Origin of the sequence: Castellaniella caeni NBRC 101664 (assembly GCF_001592225.1) — a bacterium.
In the GTDB taxonomy this organism is placed as follows: domain Bacteria; phylum Pseudomonadota; class Gammaproteobacteria; order Burkholderiales; family Burkholderiaceae_B; genus Castellaniella; species Castellaniella caeni.
Genome location: NZ_BCWN01000008.1, coordinates 91,600 through 110,976 on the forward strand (window position 1 = coordinate 91,600; position 19,377 = coordinate 110,976).

Consider the following 19,377-nt stretch of genomic DNA (forward strand, 5'->3'; position numbering starts at 1 on the left):
TGAGAACAGGAATGTCCGAACCCAGCCATGCTACGGTATTTTCTGTCGCGCAGGTCGCCCGCCGGGTCTGCCCACGATTAGAATATCCTCCTATTTTCCATGCCCGTTCCTTTGACCATGCGCCTGACCATCCACAGTCTGTACAGCTATCCCGTCAAATCCTGCGCGGGCATCCGCCACGACCAGATCCAGGTGTCCGGCGCCGGGCTCGAATACGACCGCCACTGGGTCATCGTCGATGCCCACGGCGTGTTCATGACCCAGCGCCAGCACCCGCGCATGGTACTCATCCAGCCGCGCCCCCAGGCCGACGGCCTGTGGCTGCAGGCCCCGGGCCAGGACGACTGCTTCGCACCCGTCATCGGCGACGACGCCGCGCCCGTGCCCCTGAGCATTTTCCGCTCCCCCACGCTGGGCGCCGACCAGGGCGATGCCGCGGCCCAGTGGCTCAGCCAGTTTCTGGGCGTGCCGTGCCGCCTGCTGCACGTACACCCCCAGGCGCACCGCCTGGCCAGCCTGCAGCACGTCACCCACTGGATTCAGACCCATCCCGACTGGCCCGATACCTTCCTGCCCGTGAACCGCCACGCCTTCGCCTTTGCCGATGGCTTTCCGTTCCTCGTCACCAACCAGCACTCGCTGGACGAACTCAACGGCCAGCTGCAGGCGGACGGCCACGAACGCGTGGACATGATCCGCTTCCGGCCCAACATCGTGCTGCAGGGGCTGGAGCCCTACGACGAAGACCACCTGGCGGGCTTTCGCACGCAAGGCCTGGGCTTCGCCTTCGTCAAGCCCTGTGCCCGCTGCCCGATCCCCAACGTCGATCCGCTCACGGGCAACACGGCGGCCGAGCCGGGCCGCACGCTGGCGCGGCACCGGCAGTTCGAGCAGGGGGTGCTCTTTGGCGTCAACGCTATCGCCGCGCTGCCCGAAGGCGAGCACTGGCTGCGCGTGGGCGACGCCATCGAGCCCGAATTCGACTTTTAAGCGCCCGGCAGCGTCGAAACGCAACATCGTGACGCGACAACACACAGCGCGCACCCGCCCGGGGTCGGGCCATCAATACAAAGAAAGCTGCACGGGATGTGGCCCCGCGCCCGACTCATCGACGGGTTCGAGCTTGCTGACGCGTACGCCCAGCAAGCGCAGGCGGCGCTCGAAGGCGACCCGCTTCAGGCACTGCCCAGCAGCCCGGTGGATGGCATCCGCCGAGCGGATCGTCTCGTCCAGTGTCAGGTCGCGCGTGACGATGTGAAAATCGTCAAAGCGCAGCTTGACGCCGACGGTGGCACCACACACCCCCTTGCGCGCCAGGTCGTGTGCCAGTTGCTCGCACAGCTCACGAAAAATTTGCGACAGTTGCGCGCGGTCGCGCACCACGTGCAGGTCGCGCTCAAAGGTGGTCTCGCGGCTGAGTGAACGCGGCTCGGACTCGGTCACCACGGGCCGCTCGTCGATGCCGTGAGCCACGTCCAGCAGCCACTGCGCCATGCCCAGGCCGAACTCGTCCTGCAACCGGTCGGGCGGCGCCGCCGCCAGCTGCGCCACCGTTTCGATGCCCATGGCCCGCAGGCGGCGCGTAGCCTTGGGGCCAATGCCATTGACCTTGGACACGGGCAGCGGCCAGATGCGCCGTTCAAGATCGCCGGGCCCGATGAGCGTGATGCCATCGGGCTTGTCCAGGTCGGAGGCAATCTTGGAGAGCAGCTTGTTGGGCGAGATGCCGATCGAGCAGCGCAAACCCGTGGCGTCCCACACGGCCTGTTTCAGGCGCCGCGCCAACGTGGCGGAATCCTCGGGCAGCGCGGTGAGGTCGATATAGATTTCGTCGATGCCCCGGTCTTCGATGTGCGGTGCGATGTCGGCCACCGCCGCCTTGAAGAGGCGCGAATAATGTCGATAACGGACAAAATCCACCGGCAACACGATGGCCTCGGGCGCCAGGCGCGCGCCCTTCATCATGCCCATGGCCGAATGCACCCCCAGCGCCCGCGCCTCGTAGGTGGCCGTGGTGATGACGCCACGCCCGACGTAATCGCGCAGACGCGCATACACACCGTTTTCGGGCCGCGGCCCGCGCCCGCCGATCACCACGGCCTGCCCGCGCAATTCGGGATAGCGCAGCAGCTCGACCGACGCAAAAAAGGCGTCCATGTCCAGGTGAGCAATTCGGCGGGCGGGAAAATCGGGCACGATGCAAGCAGGGTAAAAGCACAGTAGCGGGACGAACACGGCAGCACGTCCCGCCGGACGAATCCCCGTATTTTATGCTGGATGGATGAACAGCACCGCAAGGCGGCGCGCAACATGTGGCGTGCGACATGCACGAGCCCAAAGCGGCAAGCGGCAGGGCCCATGCCACGTTGCACACCCAGGCCAACACACACGGAGCTCCCGGATCAGCTGGCGAGCCAGGGAAGGCACACTAGCGCCCAAGAAGCACCGGCGCTGCTATACTAGCCAGCTCTTAAGATACCTTTAAAATGTATCTATAACCCTGCCCTGTTCAAGGGCACTGCCCCGTTCGCGAGGACTCATGCAAGCCGAAACCCTGAAACGCTCTGTGCAGAAAACCGCCACCATGCAACTGGTGGGCCTGCGTGGCCCCGCGTGTGCCGACAAGGTCGACCACGCCCTGGCCGCGCTCCCCGGCGTCTCTGAAGTCAGCGTCTCGCTGGCCGACGAAAAAGCCACCGTCACCTTCGACACCGCCCATGTCTCCGTCCAACGCCTGCAAGTCGCCGTCGCCGACGCCGGCTACGAGGCCCTCAAGCCCGTCCACGGCGAAGACGGCAACTGCTGCGGCGGGTGTGGGGGATAATTTCAGACGATGGACAGCCCCTGCGGGCTGTCCATCGCAGAAATTATCGGAGCGGCCTGCAGGCCGCTCCCCAAACCGCCACGAGCGATCACCTCTAAGCCCCCATGTCATTTTGGTCGCATTCTTTCCAGGCCCAGGGTTCCTGTCCATGATAGGATCAAAAGCCGGATAACGACCAGCGGTCATCCCCCACACAGGACGGCACACATACTGCGGCCCGATACTGGGCAACGATGATTCGCCAGCGACAAAAAATGCCCATCAACCTCGACAAGCCACATCAATGGAAAGCCGACGTCGCGGCATCCGTTGATATGTACAACAACTGGTTCATGGACTTTGCCCCCCAGGCATTCAGGGCAACCAGGAAGAAAACCACTGCCGACGTCAAAGCCGCACTTCAGATCACAGACAACCTGACAAACATACAGGCGGCCACACTGCGCGCGCATCCGGAGACTTTGCCCACTCTGCGCATGTCGGCGTGCCCTCCACTCGCTGTAGATCGGCTCATCGGCCTGTCTGGCGTCGCACCGAATCTCGTCAAACGCATGGAACTCGACGGGCGCCTGCCTCCTCGCATGTCCGCCGCGGACACATTCCGAGATTTACTCAAACTTGCCACCATCATCGAACGCTTGGCAGACCCAGACATCTTCGTGTGGCTCGGCCGCGACACAGCAGCCACCAAAACCGAGATTCACCGTGCAGCAACGATCGTCGCCGATCGTCTTTGCGGAGCCGTCGCCAACCCCATCATCCGAAACGCACAAGAACAGCGACAACTTGCTGCCCTCAAGGACTGGCTGGAACAGCGGGGCTACGCTCAGCTACCGGCTGGCGACAACACAAAATTCAATGCTTTGCAGCCAGGCACGTTTGGTTTTCGCCTGAACGTGCCAGTCAAACTGGAAGGCGGAGTCACATCGGTCAACATCCCAGTGGATGCTGTCATCATGCCTAAAGCATCAAAGGCAGGCAGTCTGCCGATTTTCTTCGAGGCAAAATCCGCAGGCGACTTCACCAATACCAATAAGCGCCGCAAAGAAGAAGCGACCAAAATGGCTCAGCTTCGCCATACGTACGGCAAGCACGTCAGCTTCAACCTTTTCCTATGTGGCTACTTCGACAGCGGCTATCTTGGCTACGAGGCCGCCGAAGGGATCGACTGGGTGTGGGAACACCGCATCAACGACCTGGCTTTGTTCGGAATCTGAAACTATGACGAACACGCTCAAAGCCGATGACTCCGCAGAAGAGGCTCGCCGCGCCTTGCAAGCACAACTGGACGCGCTCAAGACACAAGAGGCACGCAACAGGCTTGGTCAGTTTGCAACGCCCACCCAGCTGGCCCGCGACATTCTCGCTTACGGCCTGAATCTGTTGCCAACAGAAGAGAATATCCGCTTCCTGGATCCGGCCATCGGAACAGGTTCTTTCTATTCCGCACTCAGAACCACCGTCAAACACCGGCACGTAGCATGGGCGCGCGGCTTCGAAATCGACCCTCACTACGGATACCCAGCGCAAAATCTGTGGCAAGAAGCACCACTCGATATCACCATCGGAGATTTCACACAGCAATTTCCACCAACACAGAACACAGACCAGGCCAACCTGCTCATCTGCAACCCTCCCTACGTCCGACACCATCATCTGAGCAGTCAGGACAAACAGAGGCTGCGCAGCGCAGCCCACAGTGCTGCACATATCGATATACCTGGCCTGGCAGGCCTTTACTGCTATTTCATGGCCCTCTCGCACCGATGGATGAGCGATGGGGGCATCGCCGCCTGGCTCATTCCCAGTGAGTTCATGGATGTCAACTACGGCAGGGCGCTCAAAGCCTACCTGTTGCACGAGGTGACTCTACTGCACATCCATCGTTTCGACCCTAACGACGTTCAATTCGATGACGCCCTGGTGTCATCAGCCATCGTCTGGTTCAAAAAGCAAAAGCCGCCGACAGAGCACGAAACCATATTCTCTTACGGTGGCACACTCGACAACCCGAAGTACAGCAAACGTATACGCGCGCGTGACCTCGATCCAGCCATGAAATGGACGCGCTTTCCAAAGCAGGACATCGCGGTTGTACACGAAGGCTACCAGTTGGGCGATCTGTTCACCATCAAGCGAGGGTTGGCCACAGGCAATAATGGTTTCTTCATCCTGGACGAGGCCCAGGCCCATACACTCGGCATTCCGGCACAATTTCTGCGCCCCGTTCTGCCAAGCTCCAGATACATCAAAAGTGACGAGATCAAAGCCGACGACCAAGGAATGCCATTACTGGATAAACGCTCCTTGCTGCTGGACTGCGACCTGCCAGAAGACGAGATACAGATCCGCTACCCAGCCCTGTGGGCGTATCTGCAGACAGGCCTGAACGACGTTGCGCAGGGTTACCTCTGCCGATCGCGCAGATACTGGTATGCGCAAGAGCGCCGCGCAGCAGCTCCCATCGTCTGCACCTACATCGGGCGCAGTGATCGGGAAGGCAGGCCTTTCCGTTTCCTGCTGAACGGTAGCCGGGCGACAGCCACGAATGTCTACCTCATGCTCTACCCATCACCCTTGCTGGCCGCTCATCTGCAATACAACCCCAAGGCATTGCGCCAATTATGGCTGGCGCTCAATGCCATCAGCAAAGAGACATTGCTCGAAAATGGTCGGGTCTACGGTGGCGGCATGCATAAACTCGAACCCAAAGAACTGGCTCATGTGCCCGCCAATGATCTTGCCGCATTGATAGGCCTAGGTAAAAAACGCTGCGAACAACAACTCGAACTGATTGCGTCCCATTCGTAGCTGTCGCAGCGGCTTCCTCGCCTACGTCAGCGCCTGTAAGGTGATATTGAGGTCAGTGATACGCTCAAGGCAATTGCCCTGGCAGCCCGCCACGATCCCTCTTCAGCAATGTTTCTGGCAGTTACATAAATGTGCAAAAACATGAACACCTGTTCATAAAACACGCATAAAGACATCGGCCTTTACCGGGCGCAATGCGAGCAAGGGCTATCCTACGACACATGTGGCTACACCCATCCGTCTCTCGTACATTCAAACACCGCGCGAGTGCTCCCCAAATTTTGCCTGTAGCTAGCAAGAAATCCTTATCAAATCAGAAACGGCAGCACAGGTCGAAATTTTTCTCATATTTGACAGAAGCACCCGGCATTCGCCCAATCCAGGCCACGACAACCCGTGGCCCGCGCCAAAGCCATTGCCCGATGGGTACACGACACCTGCTTCATGACCTGGGAGCCGTCTCGGTCAGCAAGAGAACAGACACCCATGAACATACGCAACCGAAAAATCAGCACGCGACTCGCCATTGGCTTTGGCGTGCTGCTGTTATTAATGGCGCTCGTGGCCGCCATTGGCATTTATCGCCTGTACGACAACATCAAGCTGGCTACGGCAAGCGGTGAACGCGAAGTGGCAACCGCCATGATCAGCGAGTGGAAGACGCTGCACAACGAGAACAACGTGCGCACCATCACCGAGCCCGTGGTACGCCAGGTCGATCCCGCCATGGCGGATCAATTGAAACAGGCGATGGCAGCCACGGTGAAGCGCATCTCGGCCTTGCAGGCGAAAGTGGACGCACGCTTGACCGATCCGAAGGCCCGCGAACTCTTCGACGCGATTGCCGCCAAACGCAAGGCATACGTCGATGCGCGCAGCGCCGCCCAGGAGGCGCAAAGACAGGGTCGCACCCAAGAGGCCGATCAATTCTTCAAGCACGACATCGATGCGTACCTGGAAGCCTATTCGCAAGGCATCAGCCGGCTCCTGGAATACCAGAACAGCCTGGGAGACAGTGCCGAGCAGACCATGCGCACGACCAACCATACCGGGATTCTCGTCGTTGCCATTGCGAGCCTCATTGCGCTGCTGATCGGTATTCTCTACTCCAGCCACGTCGAGCGCGGCATCACGCATCCACTGGCACGCGCACTGAAGGCGGCTGAAGCCATCTCGCGGCGCGACCTGACGGTGGAAATCCGCGCGCGCTACCAGGACGAGATGGGGCAGCTCATGCGCGCGCTGGCCGCCATGACACAGAACCTGCGCGAGGTCATCCAGGACGTACACAGCGGCACAGCTGCAATCGCGTCGGCTGCGGGCCAAATCTCGGCGGGCAACACGGATCTGGCTTCACGCACCGAAGAGCAGGCCGCTTCGCTGACGGAAACGGCGGCCACCATGGAGGAAATTACGGCAACGGTACGCCAAAATGGAGAAAACGTCGCGCAAGCCACGACGCTTTCCGGGGCCGCCTCCAAGGTGGCCAGCGAGGGCGGGGAAGTCGTGCACGAGCTGATCGCAACGATGAGCGAGGTGGATAAAAAATCCAAGGAAGTCACCGAAATCACCGCCGTCATTGAATCCATCGCCTTCCAGACCAATATTCTTGCCCTGAACGCAGCCGTCGAAGCGGCACGCGCCGGCGAACAAGGACGGGGATTCGCCGTCGTGGCAAGCGAGGTACGCGCGCTTGCCCAGCGCAGCGCGGCGGCAGCCAAGGACATCAAGACGCTCATCGAGGCATCGGTCGTGGCGACCTCTCAGGGTGCCCGACAGGCGGAACGCACCAGCGAGGCCATGCAGAACATCGTCGAGAGCATCCAGCGCGTGACCGACATCATGGTCGAGATCAATGCCGCCAACCATGAACAGGTCAGTGGCATCGAGCAGATCGACACGGCGGTGACACAACTCGACAGCGTCACCCGCCAAAACGCCTCCCTCGTCGAAGCATCGGCCGCCGCCGCCGCAAACTTGAGCAAACAGGCCGACGCGCTCGCACACTTGGTCGATACCTTTCAACTGAGCGCATCCGCCCCGGCCAACGAAACATCTGCGGGATACCGGGCAGACAGCAGCCCCCGCACACCAACGCTGCCTGGAAAGTCCACCCACCCCGCGCCGCGGCGCATGCGCGCGCCAAAGCCAGACACCAGCCGCCACACGCCCGGAGAGCAACCGGCGCCGCATTCGACGTCGAAAGCCGTCAGCAACATCACCGATGTCGTGCTGCGCGCCCCCGGGCGCCCGGCCCCCGATCAACCTGAAGAATGGACTTCCTTCTAGATGGACGCTCGATGCCATGAACGGAAATGAAAAGCAAACCGCAGCGCAAGGCTCCGCTCCTTTGCTTCTGCACATCGACGACAGCAACGGCGAGTGCCTTTACTCGAATGCCGCGACACAGGCGTACGAAGGGGTTTGTGACGCCCAGGCGCTTGCGCAAGAAAGCCTTGGGCGAACCGATTCCGAGCATTCCGGCCTCGCCCGCCTCGTGCGCGGGCATTATCGCGTCGGGCGTACGCAGTTGGTAGAGAAGGCAACCGGGCAACACGAGGTTTTCGATACCGTCAGCATCCCGGTAAAAGAGGCACGCACCGGCGCCGACGCCATCTGCACGCTCATGACGCCCAGTGAGATCAAAAGCCATGAAATGCCCACCAGCAAGGCGGAAACCTATGACAGCCTCACCGGCCTGGCAAGCTGGAACCTGCTGCATCAACGCCTGGCACACGCCCTTGCCCAGCTCCAGACCGAGCACACCACCCCTGGCGCACTGCTCGTACTCAATCTCGACGGTTTTGGGCTGATCAACCGGGTTCGTGGCCGCGAGATAGGCGACACGGTGTTGCGCATTGCCGCCAAACGCCTGTTGAGCATTGCACGCGCAAGCTGCACCGTGGCGCGCATCGAGGGCGCGCATTTTGCAGCGCTCGTGCCCGAGCTGAACACGCCGCCAGACAGCCAGGCACGCTACGTCATGGGCATCGCGCACCGGATGCAGCTTGCCATCGGCGCCGACCCCATCGTCATTGGGGATGCAAGCTACGAGATCAGCGTCAGTATCGGCGTGGCGCTGCTGCGTGTCGGAGATATTTCGGCCAATGAAATGTTGCGCGAGGCCGAGGCGGCCTCTGCGCGCGCCCGCAAGGAAGGGGGCGGGCGCATCGTCTTCTACGAGCCGAAACTGCAGACCTACCTGGCCGAACGCCTGGAGATCACCCAAAGCCTCGCGCGCGCGTTGGAGACCAAGGAGCTCAAGATGTTCATCCAGCCCCAGTACGCCCATGACGGCACGGTTACCGGCGCGGAACTCCTGGCACGCTGGACGCACGCGACGCGCGGCGTGATTTCGCCGGCCATCTTCATCCCGCTGGCCGAAGAATCCGGCCTGATCGAACGCCTGACGCACTGGTCGATCGAAGTGGCCTGCCAAACGGCATTCGAGCTGCGGCGGCTCGGATCAACACACCCGCTCTCGGTCAACATCAGCCCAAAGCTTTTGACCAACCACCGCCTCATCGACTTCGTGCGTGAAACGCTGGCGCGCACCGAGGTGCCGGGTTCGAGCCTGATGTTTGAAGTCACCGAGGGCATCCTGATCGACGACGTCGAACTCGTCGAGCATCACATGCAAGAACTGCAAAAAATGGGGATTCGGTTCTCCGTCGATGATTTCGGCACGGGATATTCCAACCTGGTACTTTTGAAGCGCCTGCCGCTGTCGGAACTCAAGATCGACCAAAGCCTCGTGCGGGATATTCCCGCCGATCTCGACGATATTGCGATCGCCCGGATGATCCTCGGCATGGCCAGGCAGCTGAACTTGAACGTGGTGGCTGAAGGCGTGGAAACCCTCGAGCAGGCCAAATTTCTCTGGGAAAACGCCTGCGGTTCGCTGCAAGGATACCTCATGGCGCGGCCCCTCCCGATTGCGCACTGGCTGGAGGCCGTGCGCACCGGGCGCACGGCCCCCGGACAGGCAAACGAAAAACCCGGCAAAGACCAAAAACTGATTCCATCCTGCTGATGCAAGCCACTTTATCCGCGATCAGTCATTTACCGGTACTAAAAACATGGTTGGAACACATCAGGCCAGGGCCTCCATCGCGCATCTGTACCACGCAGCTGCACGCCGCAAACGATTCTTTTCCGACTTTCTTCCAAACCTGCTGGTCGTGCTCGTCAGCATTGCCACAGTCGTCGGCGTGTGGTTTGCCGCCGCGCGTTATTCCACCGCAGAGCTTGCGCGGCTGGAAGAACGCATGAAATCCGTGAGCGCGGATCTGGTCGTTGCGCTCTCCGAGGAAACCGAACACACGCTGGATACCGCCAGGCAGGCTGCGGCCTTCATTGCAAGTACCTACGAGCAGGATCACCAGCGCCTGGATCTTTCCTACTGGTCGGCCATGCACAAAATGGATATCTTCCCCTCGGCAAGCGTGCTCGATGCGCACGGCGCCGTCGTCACGACGAGCGAACAGCAGGATTCATTCGATTACAGCACCCTGCCCGTTTTTCAGGACGCATCCAAGATGGCCCCGGCGCAATTCATCATCGGACACCCGGTCATCGAGGCGTCCGGTCAATGGCGTATTCCCACATTCACACGAATTTCAAACCCCGACGGCAAGTTTGCCGGCATGGTCGTGATTTGGCTCAGGGTTGACAGTTTCGCCGACACTTATCGACGCACAGCGCTGGCGCCCAAGGACGCCATGGCCGTGGTCGGCAACGACGGGGGCATGCGCATGCTGTTTGGCCAACTGGCCGAAGATGGCTCATACCGTCGGCACCTGCACAATATCCTCACCTCGCCAGAACCGGCCGGCGCCTTCATCGCCTTCAACACCGACGAAGCGGCAAACACGGACACGAAGGCGCACATCATCGCTTATGGGCCAGTGGCGCACTATCCACTGCTCGCCGTGGTCAGCCTGGATTATGACCATGCCTTCACGCTGTTCTATGCGCGCAGGCGGGCCTACTACGAGGTCGCGGCCACGGTCAGCATCGTTGTCACGCTGCTTGCCGCGGCCCTTCTGTTCTTGCTGGGCAAACAACGTAAAACCGCGCAAAAACTGCAAGAGGCGCTTGCTGAAGAGGCGCTGCACGATGCGCTCACGGGGCTTGCCAATCGATCGCTTTTTCAGGATCAATGCGAGCGCGCCGTCGCCAGGGCACGCCGTCATGCGCACAGCGTTGCCGTGCTGTACCTGGATCTGGATGAGTTCAAACCCATCAACGACCAGTACGGGCATGCCGTTGGCGACCTGGTGCTGCAAGAGGTGTCCACACGCTTGCGAAGCTGCATCCGCGCCTCTTCCGAAGATTTGGTCGCACGCCTGGGCGGCGACGAATTTTGCATCATCCTCTCGAACATCACCCGCGCACAGTGCGGGATGATCGCAGAAAAAATCCTGCACGCCATCACCATCCCCATGGTGGTTGGCTATACGCGCTTCGAGCTCACGGCAAGCGTCGGCGCAGCACTTTTCCCCGACGAAACAGAGGGCGTGAAAGAACTGATCGACCTCGCGGATCGGGGAATGTACAAAGCCAAGCGCGCGGGCAAAAACAATTTCTGCTGGGGCGCGGCGCCCCCCAGGCTTGCAAAGGTGGCCTGCGGCCTTTGACAACCGTGCCGCTCAAATCTGTACAGGCTTGAGCGGCACGTGTCATGGTGCAAGCGGATGCCCCGGCGCGTGCGGGGCGTGGGCCAACCTTAGGCGACGGTGAGCGTCACCTTGATGTTGTTGCGCGTGGCGTTGGAGTACGGGCACACGACGTGCGCCTTTTGCACCAGGTCGTTCAACTTGGCGTGATCCACGCCGGGAGCCGAGATTTTCAGCTCGACGGCAATGCCGAAGCCCGTGGGGATGGGGCCAATACCGACCGAACCGGCCACCTGGGTGTCGGCGGGCAGCGTGACGTTTTCTTTGCCTGCCACCAGCTTCAGGGCGCCCAGGAAGCACGCCGAATAGCCTGCGGCGAACAGCTGTTCGGGGTTGGTGCCCGCACCTGCGTCGCCACCCAGTTCTTTGGGCACGGACAGCTTGATGTCCAGACGGCCATCCGACGATTTGGCGCTGCCATCACGGCCGCCGGTTGCAGAGGCGTGGGCGGTATAGAGAACGTTTTCAACAGTCATCATGGACTCCTTGTGGTGCATTGTGTGAGAGAAAGCACCGGCACCGTACGGCGGCTTCCTGGCAAACCTCGCGATCCGGCCTTGACGCCCGCCCCAAATCACAGGGCACGCGCCGGATCACGTCGTTGAATCTATCGTGCCCGCGCCCGGGGTGCCTGCTTGAAGGGCGCCTGCCTGAGCGCGCAGCAAATGCGTACGCAGGGTTTCGAGCTGGGCCTTGAGCTGCTGCGCCTGGCCAGGGGCAAAGCCCGTGGCGCACATCACCCCCTGGGGGACATCGCCTGCCTGGCGCCTGAGATCACGCCCTGCGGGCGTGAGGCTGATGAGCACCTGCCGCTGATCGGCCTGCGCACGTTCGCGCCGGATGAGCCCCAGCGCCTGCAGGCGCTTGAGCAGCGGGGTGAGCGTAGCCGAATCGAGATACAGGCGCTCGCCCAGGGCGGACACCGTGATCCCGTCGGTTTCCCAGAGCACCAGCATCACCAGGTACTGTGGATAGGTGAGCCCCAGCCCGGCCAGATACCGGCGATACACCTTACCCATGGCCAGGTGCGCCGAATACAGTGCAAAGCACAGCTGCGCATCGAGCGTGAGGCATCGAGGTGGCTGATCTGCAACAAGGGAAGCCGAAGAGGTCATGGCAATCATCATACATAGCACGCTATTTAATTGCAAGCGATATAAATTGGTGTGCGTGGCAGCGCCAGGCGGTGCGACGGCCCCCCGGTTTGACAGCGTGCCCGCCCATTGCCGACACTGTCATCCTCTGACTCATCCATCCTCTGACTCATACAGGAAAACAGCATGATCCGCGAAATGGCCCATATCACTGTCAAACCCGGCACCCAGGCCGACTTCGAAGCCGGCGTGCAAAAGGCGCTGCCCCTGTTTCAACGCGCCCGCGGGTTTCACCGCCTCGAACTGCACCACGTGATCGAGCATCCCGAGCAATACGTGCTGCAAATCCACTGGCAGACCCTGGAAGACCACATGGAACACTTCCGCAAATCCGAAGACTTCCAATCCTGGCGCGCCCTGGTGGGCGGCTTCTTTGAAAAAGCCCCCGATGTGGTGCACACGCAGGTGGTGGGGGAATAACTCTTCAGGGCTGACGGGCGCCGCGCGGCGGCCTCAGTCTTCCTTGCCTGTAGACGACTTCTGCGGCTGTCTGCCCATGGATTGCTCAATGCAGCAATTTGTTCTGCAGCTCCGTCAGGATAGAGCCGCCACTTTTCAGGCGTTCGTCGTCCATCGTGTAGCCTTTGATGGCAAATTCTTCGACGATGCCGGCGCCCACTTGCGGAACTGCACGGCAGGATCACTATGGCCGAAGCCATCCGCCTGACCGGCGGCAACCGCAACACGCTCAAGCAGCACTTCCGTGCGCTGGTGGAGCAGGGGCATTTGGTCCAGCAGGGGGGCGGGCGTGGAACTTGGTACGAATTGCGCTGAGTCGTCTGCCAAATCCAGAAAGACCAATCGGACATCAGTATCATGAGTGAATACCAGTACTACGAATTCGCGGCCATTGATAGGCCGTTGACCCGTACCGAGATGGCCGAACTTCGCGCTGTCTCCACCCGCGCCGACATCACACCCGGCGGCTTCACCAATCACTATGAATGGGGCGATCTCAAGGCCGATCCTGCCGAATGGATGCGGCGCTATTTCGATGCCTTTGTCTATTCGGCCAATTGGTGCGGTTGCCATGTTTCGCTGCGACTGCCAAAGGCCGTTTTCCGCAAGGGCGAGCTGGATGCTTTCGCCCGTTCGGCTGCATTGTCATTCGAATCCAGCGATTCGCACTGGATTGTCAGTTGGACACTGGAGGAAAGCGAGGATTATGACCGCTTTACTGAAGACGACGGCAGTGGCTGGATGCGCAGGCTGATTCCCTTGCGCGATGAGTTGATGCGTGGCGATTTGCGGCCTCTGTACCTGGGCTGGTTGGCTGCTGGCGATGCCTTGCACGATGACATGCTGGAGCCGGAAGTACCTTGTGGATTGGCCGACCTCTCGCCAGCGCAGCAGGCCTTGGTCGAATTTCTGGAAATCGACCCGGATCTACTTGTAGCCGCCAGCATGAGCAGTGCTGCAGCCACGTCGCCGCACGACGAAACGCTGCAAATATCCACTTGGCTGGATACCTGGCAGACAGCGGATATGCAGGATGTGCTCAAGACCATTGCATTGGGCCGGGGCCAGGAGGCAGAACGCCAGGTGAAGTCGCACTACGCGGCATGGCTCAAGGCACAACGCCCGGCATCTTCGGGTGCTGCCCGACGCCAAGTGGCGGAATTGCAAGAATTGGCGCAATCGGCTGCCGCAACCAGGCGGGCTCGCGAAGCTCAGGCTCATGCAAAACGCGAAGAGGAGCGGCGCCAGAAACGCGAGGGTGAATTACGCCGGATTATGGACTCGCCGGACAAATACTGGAAAGCGGCAAGTGAACAGGCATATCGCGGAAGTGCATCCGGCTACGAAAAAACGGTCAGTCTGCTGAAGGTACTTGCTGAAGGGTATGCGTTGGTTGTCGGCCCAGACGCCTTCGATCGCCAGTTGCGGCGCTTCCTTGTCCCTCACGCCAAGCGGGCGGCTCTGCTGCGTCGCTTGGCCGAAGCGGGCTTGTGGTTAGGATAAAGCGCAGGCGATGACTGGCCGCGACGACGAACTCGCCCGCCTTCGTGCCGAGAACGCTCGCTTGATCACCCTGCTCGAAGCGCACGGCATCGCCTGGCAAACGCCTGCGCCGATCCTCAAGCCCTCGGCAACCTTATCGTTGACCACAGACGAGAAAGTCACGCTCTTTGGCCAGTTGTTCCGGGGCCGCACCGACGTTTACCCAGTCCGCTGGGAAAGCAAGGCTGGCAAAAGCGGCTACTCCCCTGCCTGTGCGAACGAGTGGCGCCCAGGTGTCTGCGAAAATCCGAGCTGATGTTGGCGCAGTGGAAGGACGTGCATCTGGACGGTGGCGAATGGCACATCCTGGTCGAGAACTCCAAGACCGGCAAGCCGCACATCGTCTACCCCTGCCTTTTCCTTTGTAGCAGGCATTTGTGATCGACGATGATTATCAGACACTGATACAATATTGAATCAACGTGTCATTGGATTTGCGATCATGAAGCGCTGTATTGTGGGTATCCGACAGCCAGAAGGTTCGCCACCGAAGGGAAGCGAAACGCCCAGTATTTGGTTTCCCTCGCTGGCATCACTGGCAGCGGTGCTGTCGGACGACAACCGCCGCCTGCTGCGCCTGATCCATGACAAACAACCCAAGTCCCTGACCGAACTTGCCGAACTCAGCGGCCGCAAGGTGCCGAACCTGTCACGCACTCTGAGAATGATGGCCGATTACGGCCTGGTATCGCTGCAGCGCAATGTTCGGGATGTTCAGCCGACAGCGCTGGCGACTGAGTTTCTGGTTGTGCTGGATTGATGGGAGCGGACATGAGGATAGCTTGCTGATAAACCAGGCAGAACAACAGCTCGACAAGAAATTGCCCCATTTTCGGCACACGCTCCGTGCTTGCGCCAAACCAGAAAAATTGAAACAGGAACAACCCTATGACCAGCACCCAACAGCGCGCCGCCGTGCAACGACAGATTTGGCAGATCGCCAATGACGTACGCGGCGCGGTCGACGGCTGGGATTTCAAGCAATACGTGCTCGGCACCCTGTTCTACCGTTTCATCAGCGAGAACTTCGCCAGCTACATTGAGGGCGGTGATGACGACATTGACTATGCCCGACTGCCTGACGGCGTCATCACTGCGGACATCAAAGATGATGCCATCAAGACCAAAGGCTACTTCATCTATCCCAGCCAGATGTTCGCCAACGTAGCCGCCGGTGCCAACGCCAACGAAACTCTGAATACCGATCTAGCTCGCATCTTCGCCGCCATCGAAAGCTCGGCCAGCGGCTACCCGTCCGAGTTCGACATCAAGGGTCTGTTCGCTGATTTCGACACCACCAGCAACCGCCTCGGTAACACCGTCAAGGAAAAGAACGCCCGTCTTGCCGCCGTGCTCAGGCGTGTAGCCGAACTCGACTTCGGCGGCTTCGACAGGCCGAGCAGCAGCGCGAGGCTCAGGAGTTGATCAACGATGAGGCGCTGAATGCGGAGGCAGCCAGACGGTACATCAGCAGCTCACTGAGACGTGAATTCGCCAGCGAGAACGGCACCGAACTCAATGCTCTCTTGCCCAAGATGAGTCCGCTCAATCCGGAGTACCTGACAAAGAAACAAAGCGTCTTCCAGAAGATCGCTGCATTCGTCGAAAAATTCAAAGGCGTAGGTGGGCAGGTGTAACCGACCAGAGTTATCGCACAGGCGGTAAAGCATGCTTGGTCGACGTACAGACCACGTGGAGATACTTGGTATGAATGGCAAAAAATTGATCCGCAACAGCACAGCCGAGTTTCTGATCTTCACTGGCCAGGCCGGCGAACAGAGCATCGAGGCCCGCTACGAGGACGAGACCCTGTGGCTGTCGCAGAAGCTGATGGCTGAACTGTTCGGGGTGGATGTGCGCACCGTCAGCGAGCATCTGAAGAACATCTTTGCCAGCGATGAACTGGCCCAGGAAGCAGTTATCCGGAAATTCCGGATAACTGCCAACGACGGTAAGAACTATCAGACCCAGTTCTACAATCTCGACGCCATCATCTCCGTCGGCTACCGGGTCAACTCCATACGCGCCACCCAGTTCCGCCAGTGGGCGACTGGCGTGCTGCGTGAGTTCGCCATCAAGGGCTATGTGCTGGATCGCAAGCGCATGGAAAACGGCAGTTTTCTGGGCGAGGACTACTTCGAGCGTCTGCTGGAAGAAATTCGCGAGATTCGCCTCAGTGAACGACGCTTCTACCAGAAGATCACCGACATCTACGCCACCAGTGTGGACTACAACAAGGACGCACCGACCACCAAGGCATTCTTCGCCAAAGTACAGAACAAACTGCATTACGCCATCCACGGCCATACCGCTGCAGAGTTGATCCGCAAGCGGGCCGATAGCAGCAAGCCACATATGGGGCTGACTTCCTGGGCGAGCGCACCCGAAGGCAAGATCCTGAAAACCGATGTGGCCGTGGCCAAGAACTACCTGACCAAGGACGAGTTGGATTCATTGGGTCGTATCGTCAACGCCTATCTGGAACTGGCCGAGGATCGTGCTCGTCGCAAAATCCCCATGAGCATGGAAGACTGGTCCAAGCGTCTGGACGCCTTCCTCGAATTTGATGAACGGGAAGTGCTACAGAACAGCGGCAAGATTTCTGCAAAGCTTGCCCAGACACATGCGGAAAGTGAATTTGAGAAGTACAGAATTGTGCAGGATCGCCTGTTTGACAGCGATTTCGACAAAGCAGTGAAAAAACTGACGTCCGGTGAGCCGAACACCCGAGATGACTGATAAGGCTCAAATTCCCAAATAGATCGACGTCACTTTCAGCCTTTCATGCCCAAGTTCATGGCTGATCTGCTGTCGAGCGTGTTGGTCAGTCATTCTCTGACCGCATCTGCGCATACCGATGCCGCAGCCCGTGCATGTTGCTCAGCCCTGCCGCCTTGCACTGCCCATCGTAGACATGCCGCTGCTGGATGTAAGTCTTGTGCGATGGAATCAAAGATCCCAGGCCAGCCAAGCGATAAGCCTCATCCAGCACTGCACGCTGTTCCGGCGTCGCGATGGGCACCGTCCGATCGCGCCCTCCTCTTGCCCATGATCCCTTGATGGCGATAGGCGGGCGTTCTTCAGCGTCAGCGCGGGATATTTGCCCAGCGTCAGCTTCTCGTACTTGCCATTCAGGCGGTAGCGGTAACGCCAGACGATACCCCCGGTCGTCGGTGACCGTGTAGGTCTTGTCTCTGGGCTTGAGCGCATTGAGTGCGTTGTTGGTCAGTGCCATCTCATCCTCCGTATGCCCAAGTAGAGGGAAAAAAGCAATAAACCCGCTACTTGGAACTAAACTTGGACATAAGATTGAGTAGCTTCGACTGTATCCCCGAGCCACTCAGTAGACAAAAACCCCTTTATTCATGCGGCTTACAGGCGCATAACTGGGCACCAGTGGACATCCCTGGATCCCACTTCACTTCCCAATACAAAACGACGAAAAAATGACCCCTAAAAGATCATCGGAAGTGAACTGCCCCGTGATCTCGCACAACGACTCGTGCGCCAGGCGCAATTCTTCGGCAAACAGATCGAGCACCTGATCGCTGTGCGCGGCGTGCTCGCGCGCCAGCGCCAAATGCGCGCGGGCGTCTTCCAGCGCGCGCACGTGGCGCTCGCGGGCCAGCCAGGGAGACTCCGCCCCCGGCGTCCAGCCGGCGATCCGCAACAGACGGGCTCGCAGGGTGTCCAGACCCACCCCGGTACGCGCCGATATCCGCAAGATTTCATCCGCTGCCGGGCCGAATTCCAGGCCCAGATCCGGTGACGGCGCCTGCGAGGCAGAAGTCGGCCCAGCCTTCTTCACCATGGACGAGCCGTGGGGTGCGGGTGCGGCCACCTCCAGCAAATCCACCTTGTTCAGCACCCGCAGCACCGGCGTGCCCGCTGGCAGCCGACGCACGATCTCGGCGTCCAGCGGGTCGTCCGGGTGGCGCGCGTCCTGCAGATGCAAAATCACCTGCGCGCGGGCAATCTCGGCCCAGCTGCGTTCGATGCCGATGCGCTCGACCGTGTCCTCGGTTTCCCGCAGGCCGGCGGTGTCCACGATGTGCAGCGGGATGCCCTCGATGTGAATCTGCTGGATCACCCGGTCGCGCGTGGTGCCCGCAATCGGTGTGACGATGGCGACGTCTTCGCCCGCCAGCGCATTGAGCAGGCTGGATTTGCCCACATTGGGCTGGCCCGCCAGCACCACGTGCAGGCCCTCGCGCAGCACCAGGCCCTGGCGCGCGGTGCGCAGCACCCCGTCCAGCGTGGCCGTCACCGCGTCCAGGCGCTTTGCCGCCTGGTATTTTTCGAGAAAGTCGATTTCCTCTTCGGGAAAATCGAGCGTCGCCTCGACCAGCATGCGCAACTGCACGATGCGCTCGCTCAGGGCGTCGATTTCAGCCGAAAACGCCCCTGACAAAGACGCCATGGCGCTGCGCGCCGCCGCCGTGGAGCTGGCCTCGATGAGGTCGGCCACGGCCTCGGCCTGGGCCAGATCGAGCCGTTCGTTGAGAAACGCCCGCTGGGTGAACTCGCCCGGCTGCGCCAGCCGCAGGCCGATCGCGGCACCGCGCGCCAGGCAGTCGTCCAGCACCCGGCGCAGCACCGCCGGGCCGCCATGGCCCTGCAGTTCGAGCACATCTTCCCCAGTGTAGGAATGCGGGCCAGGGAAAAACAGCGCCAGCCCTTCGTCCAGCGTCTCGCCTTGCTGATTGCGAAACGGCAGGTAGTGTGCGTGGCGCACACGCAGCGCCTGGCCGCACAGGGCCTCGGCCCACGCCGACAGATCGGGCCCGGACACGCGAATGACGCCAATGCCGCCGCGCCCAGGCGCAGTGGCGATGGCAATGATGGGGTCTGTCGATGATGCACTCATGAAACAACGCCAAAAGATCAGGTGACGATCCCCGGCAAACAG

General features: G+C 60.4%; 21 protein-coding genes. 15 read left to right on the forward strand and 6 right to left on the reverse strand.

What is annotated here, in order from left to right:
* Positions 1-99 precede the first annotated feature (99 nt).
* Positions 100-990, forward strand: coding sequence for an MOSC domain-containing protein (locus CCA01S_RS07115; RefSeq protein ID WP_084386580.1), 891 nt, complete (start codon positions 100-102; stop codon positions 988-990).
* Positions 991-1,062: 72 nt separating this feature from the next.
* On the opposite strand, the gene dinB is transcribed toward CCA01S_RS07115, so the two are convergent.
* Positions 1,063-2,196 (reverse strand): DNA polymerase IV, encoded by a 1,134-nt coding sequence (gene dinB / locus CCA01S_RS07120; protein WP_269747419.1) that lies wholly within the window; start codon positions 2,194-2,196, stop codon positions 1,063-1,065.
* A gap of 343 nt (positions 2,197-2,539) precedes the next feature.
* Here dinB and CCA01S_RS07125 point away from each other — a divergent pair, with 343 nt between their 5' ends.
* The 6 genes from CCA01S_RS07125 to CCA01S_RS07150 all read left to right on the forward strand — a co-directional run bounded on the left by CCA01S_RS07125 (position 2,540) and on the right by CCA01S_RS07150 (position 11,274).
* Complete coding sequence (locus CCA01S_RS07125; RefSeq protein WP_232304997.1) at positions 2,540-2,824, forward strand: heavy-metal-associated domain-containing protein; 285 nt, start codon at positions 2,540-2,542, stop codon at positions 2,822-2,824.
* Positions 2,825-3,078: 254 nt separating this feature from the next.
* Positions 3,079-4,041: a XamI family restriction endonuclease gene (locus tag CCA01S_RS07130; RefSeq protein ID WP_066456270.1), complete on the forward strand. Its 963-nt coding sequence runs from the start codon at positions 3,079-3,081 to the stop codon at positions 4,039-4,041.
* A 4-nt stretch (positions 4,042-4,045) separates the two neighbouring features.
* Positions 4,046-5,635 carry an Eco57I restriction-modification methylase domain-containing protein gene (locus CCA01S_RS07135; RefSeq protein ID WP_066456129.1) on the forward strand — a complete coding sequence of 530 codons (1,590 nt, stop codon included), beginning with the start codon at positions 4,046-4,048 and terminating at the stop codon, positions 5,633-5,635.
* A gap of 396 nt (positions 5,636-6,031) precedes the next feature.
* Complete coding sequence (locus CCA01S_RS07140) at positions 6,032-7,924, forward strand: methyl-accepting chemotaxis protein (RefSeq protein ID WP_084386581.1); 1,893 nt, start codon at positions 6,032-6,034, stop codon at positions 7,922-7,924.
* 16 nt (positions 7,925-7,940) lie between these two features.
* The gene (locus CCA01S_RS07145; protein WP_198149921.1) at positions 7,941-9,668 is read left to right on the forward strand and encodes a putative bifunctional diguanylate cyclase/phosphodiesterase; all 1,728 of its coding nucleotides are present in this window, start codon (positions 7,941-7,943) and stop codon (positions 9,666-9,668) included.
* Between the two features lie 178 nt (positions 9,669-9,846).
* Positions 9,847-11,274, forward strand: coding sequence for a bifunctional diguanylate cyclase/phosphodiesterase (locus tag CCA01S_RS07150; RefSeq protein WP_232304998.1), 1,428 nt, complete (start codon positions 9,847-9,849; stop codon positions 11,272-11,274).
* Positions 11,275-11,363: 89 nt separating this feature from the next.
* Here CCA01S_RS07150 and CCA01S_RS07155 read toward each other — a convergent pair whose 3' ends face one another.
* Positions 11,364-11,789: an organic hydroperoxide resistance protein gene (locus CCA01S_RS07155; protein WP_066456273.1), complete on the reverse strand. Its 426-nt coding sequence runs from the start codon at positions 11,787-11,789 to the stop codon at positions 11,364-11,366.
* Positions 11,790-11,906: 117 nt separating this feature from the next.
* Positions 11,907-12,428, reverse strand: coding sequence for a MarR family winged helix-turn-helix transcriptional regulator (locus CCA01S_RS07160; protein ID WP_066456276.1), 522 nt, complete (start codon positions 12,426-12,428; stop codon positions 11,907-11,909).
* 177 nt (positions 12,429-12,605) lie between these two features.
* Here CCA01S_RS07160 and CCA01S_RS07165 point away from each other — a divergent pair, with 177 nt between their 5' ends.
* Positions 12,606-12,887 (forward strand): antibiotic biosynthesis monooxygenase family protein, encoded by a 282-nt coding sequence (locus CCA01S_RS07165; RefSeq protein WP_373278635.1) that lies wholly within the window; start codon positions 12,606-12,608, stop codon positions 12,885-12,887.
* 85 nt (positions 12,888-12,972) lie between these two features.
* Here CCA01S_RS07165 and CCA01S_RS16005 read toward each other — a convergent pair whose 3' ends face one another.
* Positions 12,973-13,086 carry a virulence RhuM family protein gene (locus tag CCA01S_RS16005; RefSeq protein ID WP_219726136.1) on the reverse strand — a complete coding sequence of 38 codons (114 nt, stop codon included), beginning with the start codon at positions 13,084-13,086 and terminating at the stop codon, positions 12,973-12,975.
* Positions 13,087-13,112: 26 nt separating this feature from the next.
* Between CCA01S_RS16005 and CCA01S_RS16210 the strand changes: the two genes are divergently transcribed.
* The 7 genes from CCA01S_RS16210 to CCA01S_RS07195 all read left to right on the forward strand — a co-directional run bounded on the left by CCA01S_RS16210 (position 13,113) and on the right by CCA01S_RS07195 (position 17,207).
* Positions 13,113-13,241, forward strand: a complete 129-nt coding sequence (locus CCA01S_RS16210) for a hypothetical protein (RefSeq protein WP_258005638.1) — start codon at positions 13,113-13,115, stop codon at positions 13,239-13,241.
* 42 nt (positions 13,242-13,283) lie between these two features.
* On the forward strand, positions 13,284-14,429 hold the full coding sequence (locus CCA01S_RS07170; RefSeq protein ID WP_066456150.1) for a hypothetical protein: 1,146 nt from the start codon (positions 13,284-13,286) through the stop codon (positions 14,427-14,429).
* 10 nt (positions 14,430-14,439) lie between these two features.
* Positions 14,440-14,724 (forward strand): TOTE conflict system archaeo-eukaryotic primase domain-containing protein, encoded by a 285-nt coding sequence (locus CCA01S_RS07175; RefSeq protein WP_066456152.1) that lies wholly within the window; start codon positions 14,440-14,442, stop codon positions 14,722-14,724.
* 186 nt (positions 14,725-14,910) lie between these two features.
* A complete protein-coding gene (locus CCA01S_RS07180; RefSeq protein ID WP_043679151.1) occupies positions 14,911-15,228 on the forward strand; it encodes an HVO_A0114 family putative DNA-binding protein in 318 nt (105 codons plus the stop codon).
* Between the two features lie 128 nt (positions 15,229-15,356).
* A complete protein-coding gene (locus tag CCA01S_RS07185; protein ID WP_066456155.1) occupies positions 15,357-15,893 on the forward strand; it encodes a type I restriction-modification system subunit M N-terminal domain-containing protein in 537 nt (178 codons plus the stop codon).
* Positions 15,890-16,105 (forward strand): type I restriction endonuclease subunit R, EcoR124 family, encoded by a 216-nt coding sequence (locus CCA01S_RS07190; protein WP_066456158.1) that lies wholly within the window; start codon positions 15,890-15,892, stop codon positions 16,103-16,105. The genes CCA01S_RS07185 and CCA01S_RS07190 overlap by 4 nt, the downstream gene beginning before the upstream one ends.
* A gap of 70 nt (positions 16,106-16,175) precedes the next feature.
* Entirely contained in the window at positions 16,176-17,207 is a 1,032-nt protein-coding gene (locus tag CCA01S_RS07195; RefSeq protein ID WP_066456165.1) for a virulence RhuM family protein, read from the forward strand.
* 85 nt (positions 17,208-17,292) lie between these two features.
* On the opposite strand, the gene CCA01S_RS16375 is transcribed toward CCA01S_RS07195, so the two are convergent.
* Positions 17,293-17,703 (reverse strand): integrase domain-containing protein, encoded by a 411-nt coding sequence (locus CCA01S_RS16375; protein ID WP_066456168.1) that lies wholly within the window; start codon positions 17,701-17,703, stop codon positions 17,293-17,295.
* A gap of 183 nt (positions 17,704-17,886) precedes the next feature.
* Positions 17,887-19,335, reverse strand: coding sequence for a tRNA uridine-5-carboxymethylaminomethyl(34) synthesis GTPase MnmE (gene mnmE, locus CCA01S_RS07205; protein WP_066456279.1), 1,449 nt, complete (start codon positions 19,333-19,335; stop codon positions 17,887-17,889).
* Between the last annotated feature and the right edge of the window lie 42 nt (positions 19,336-19,377).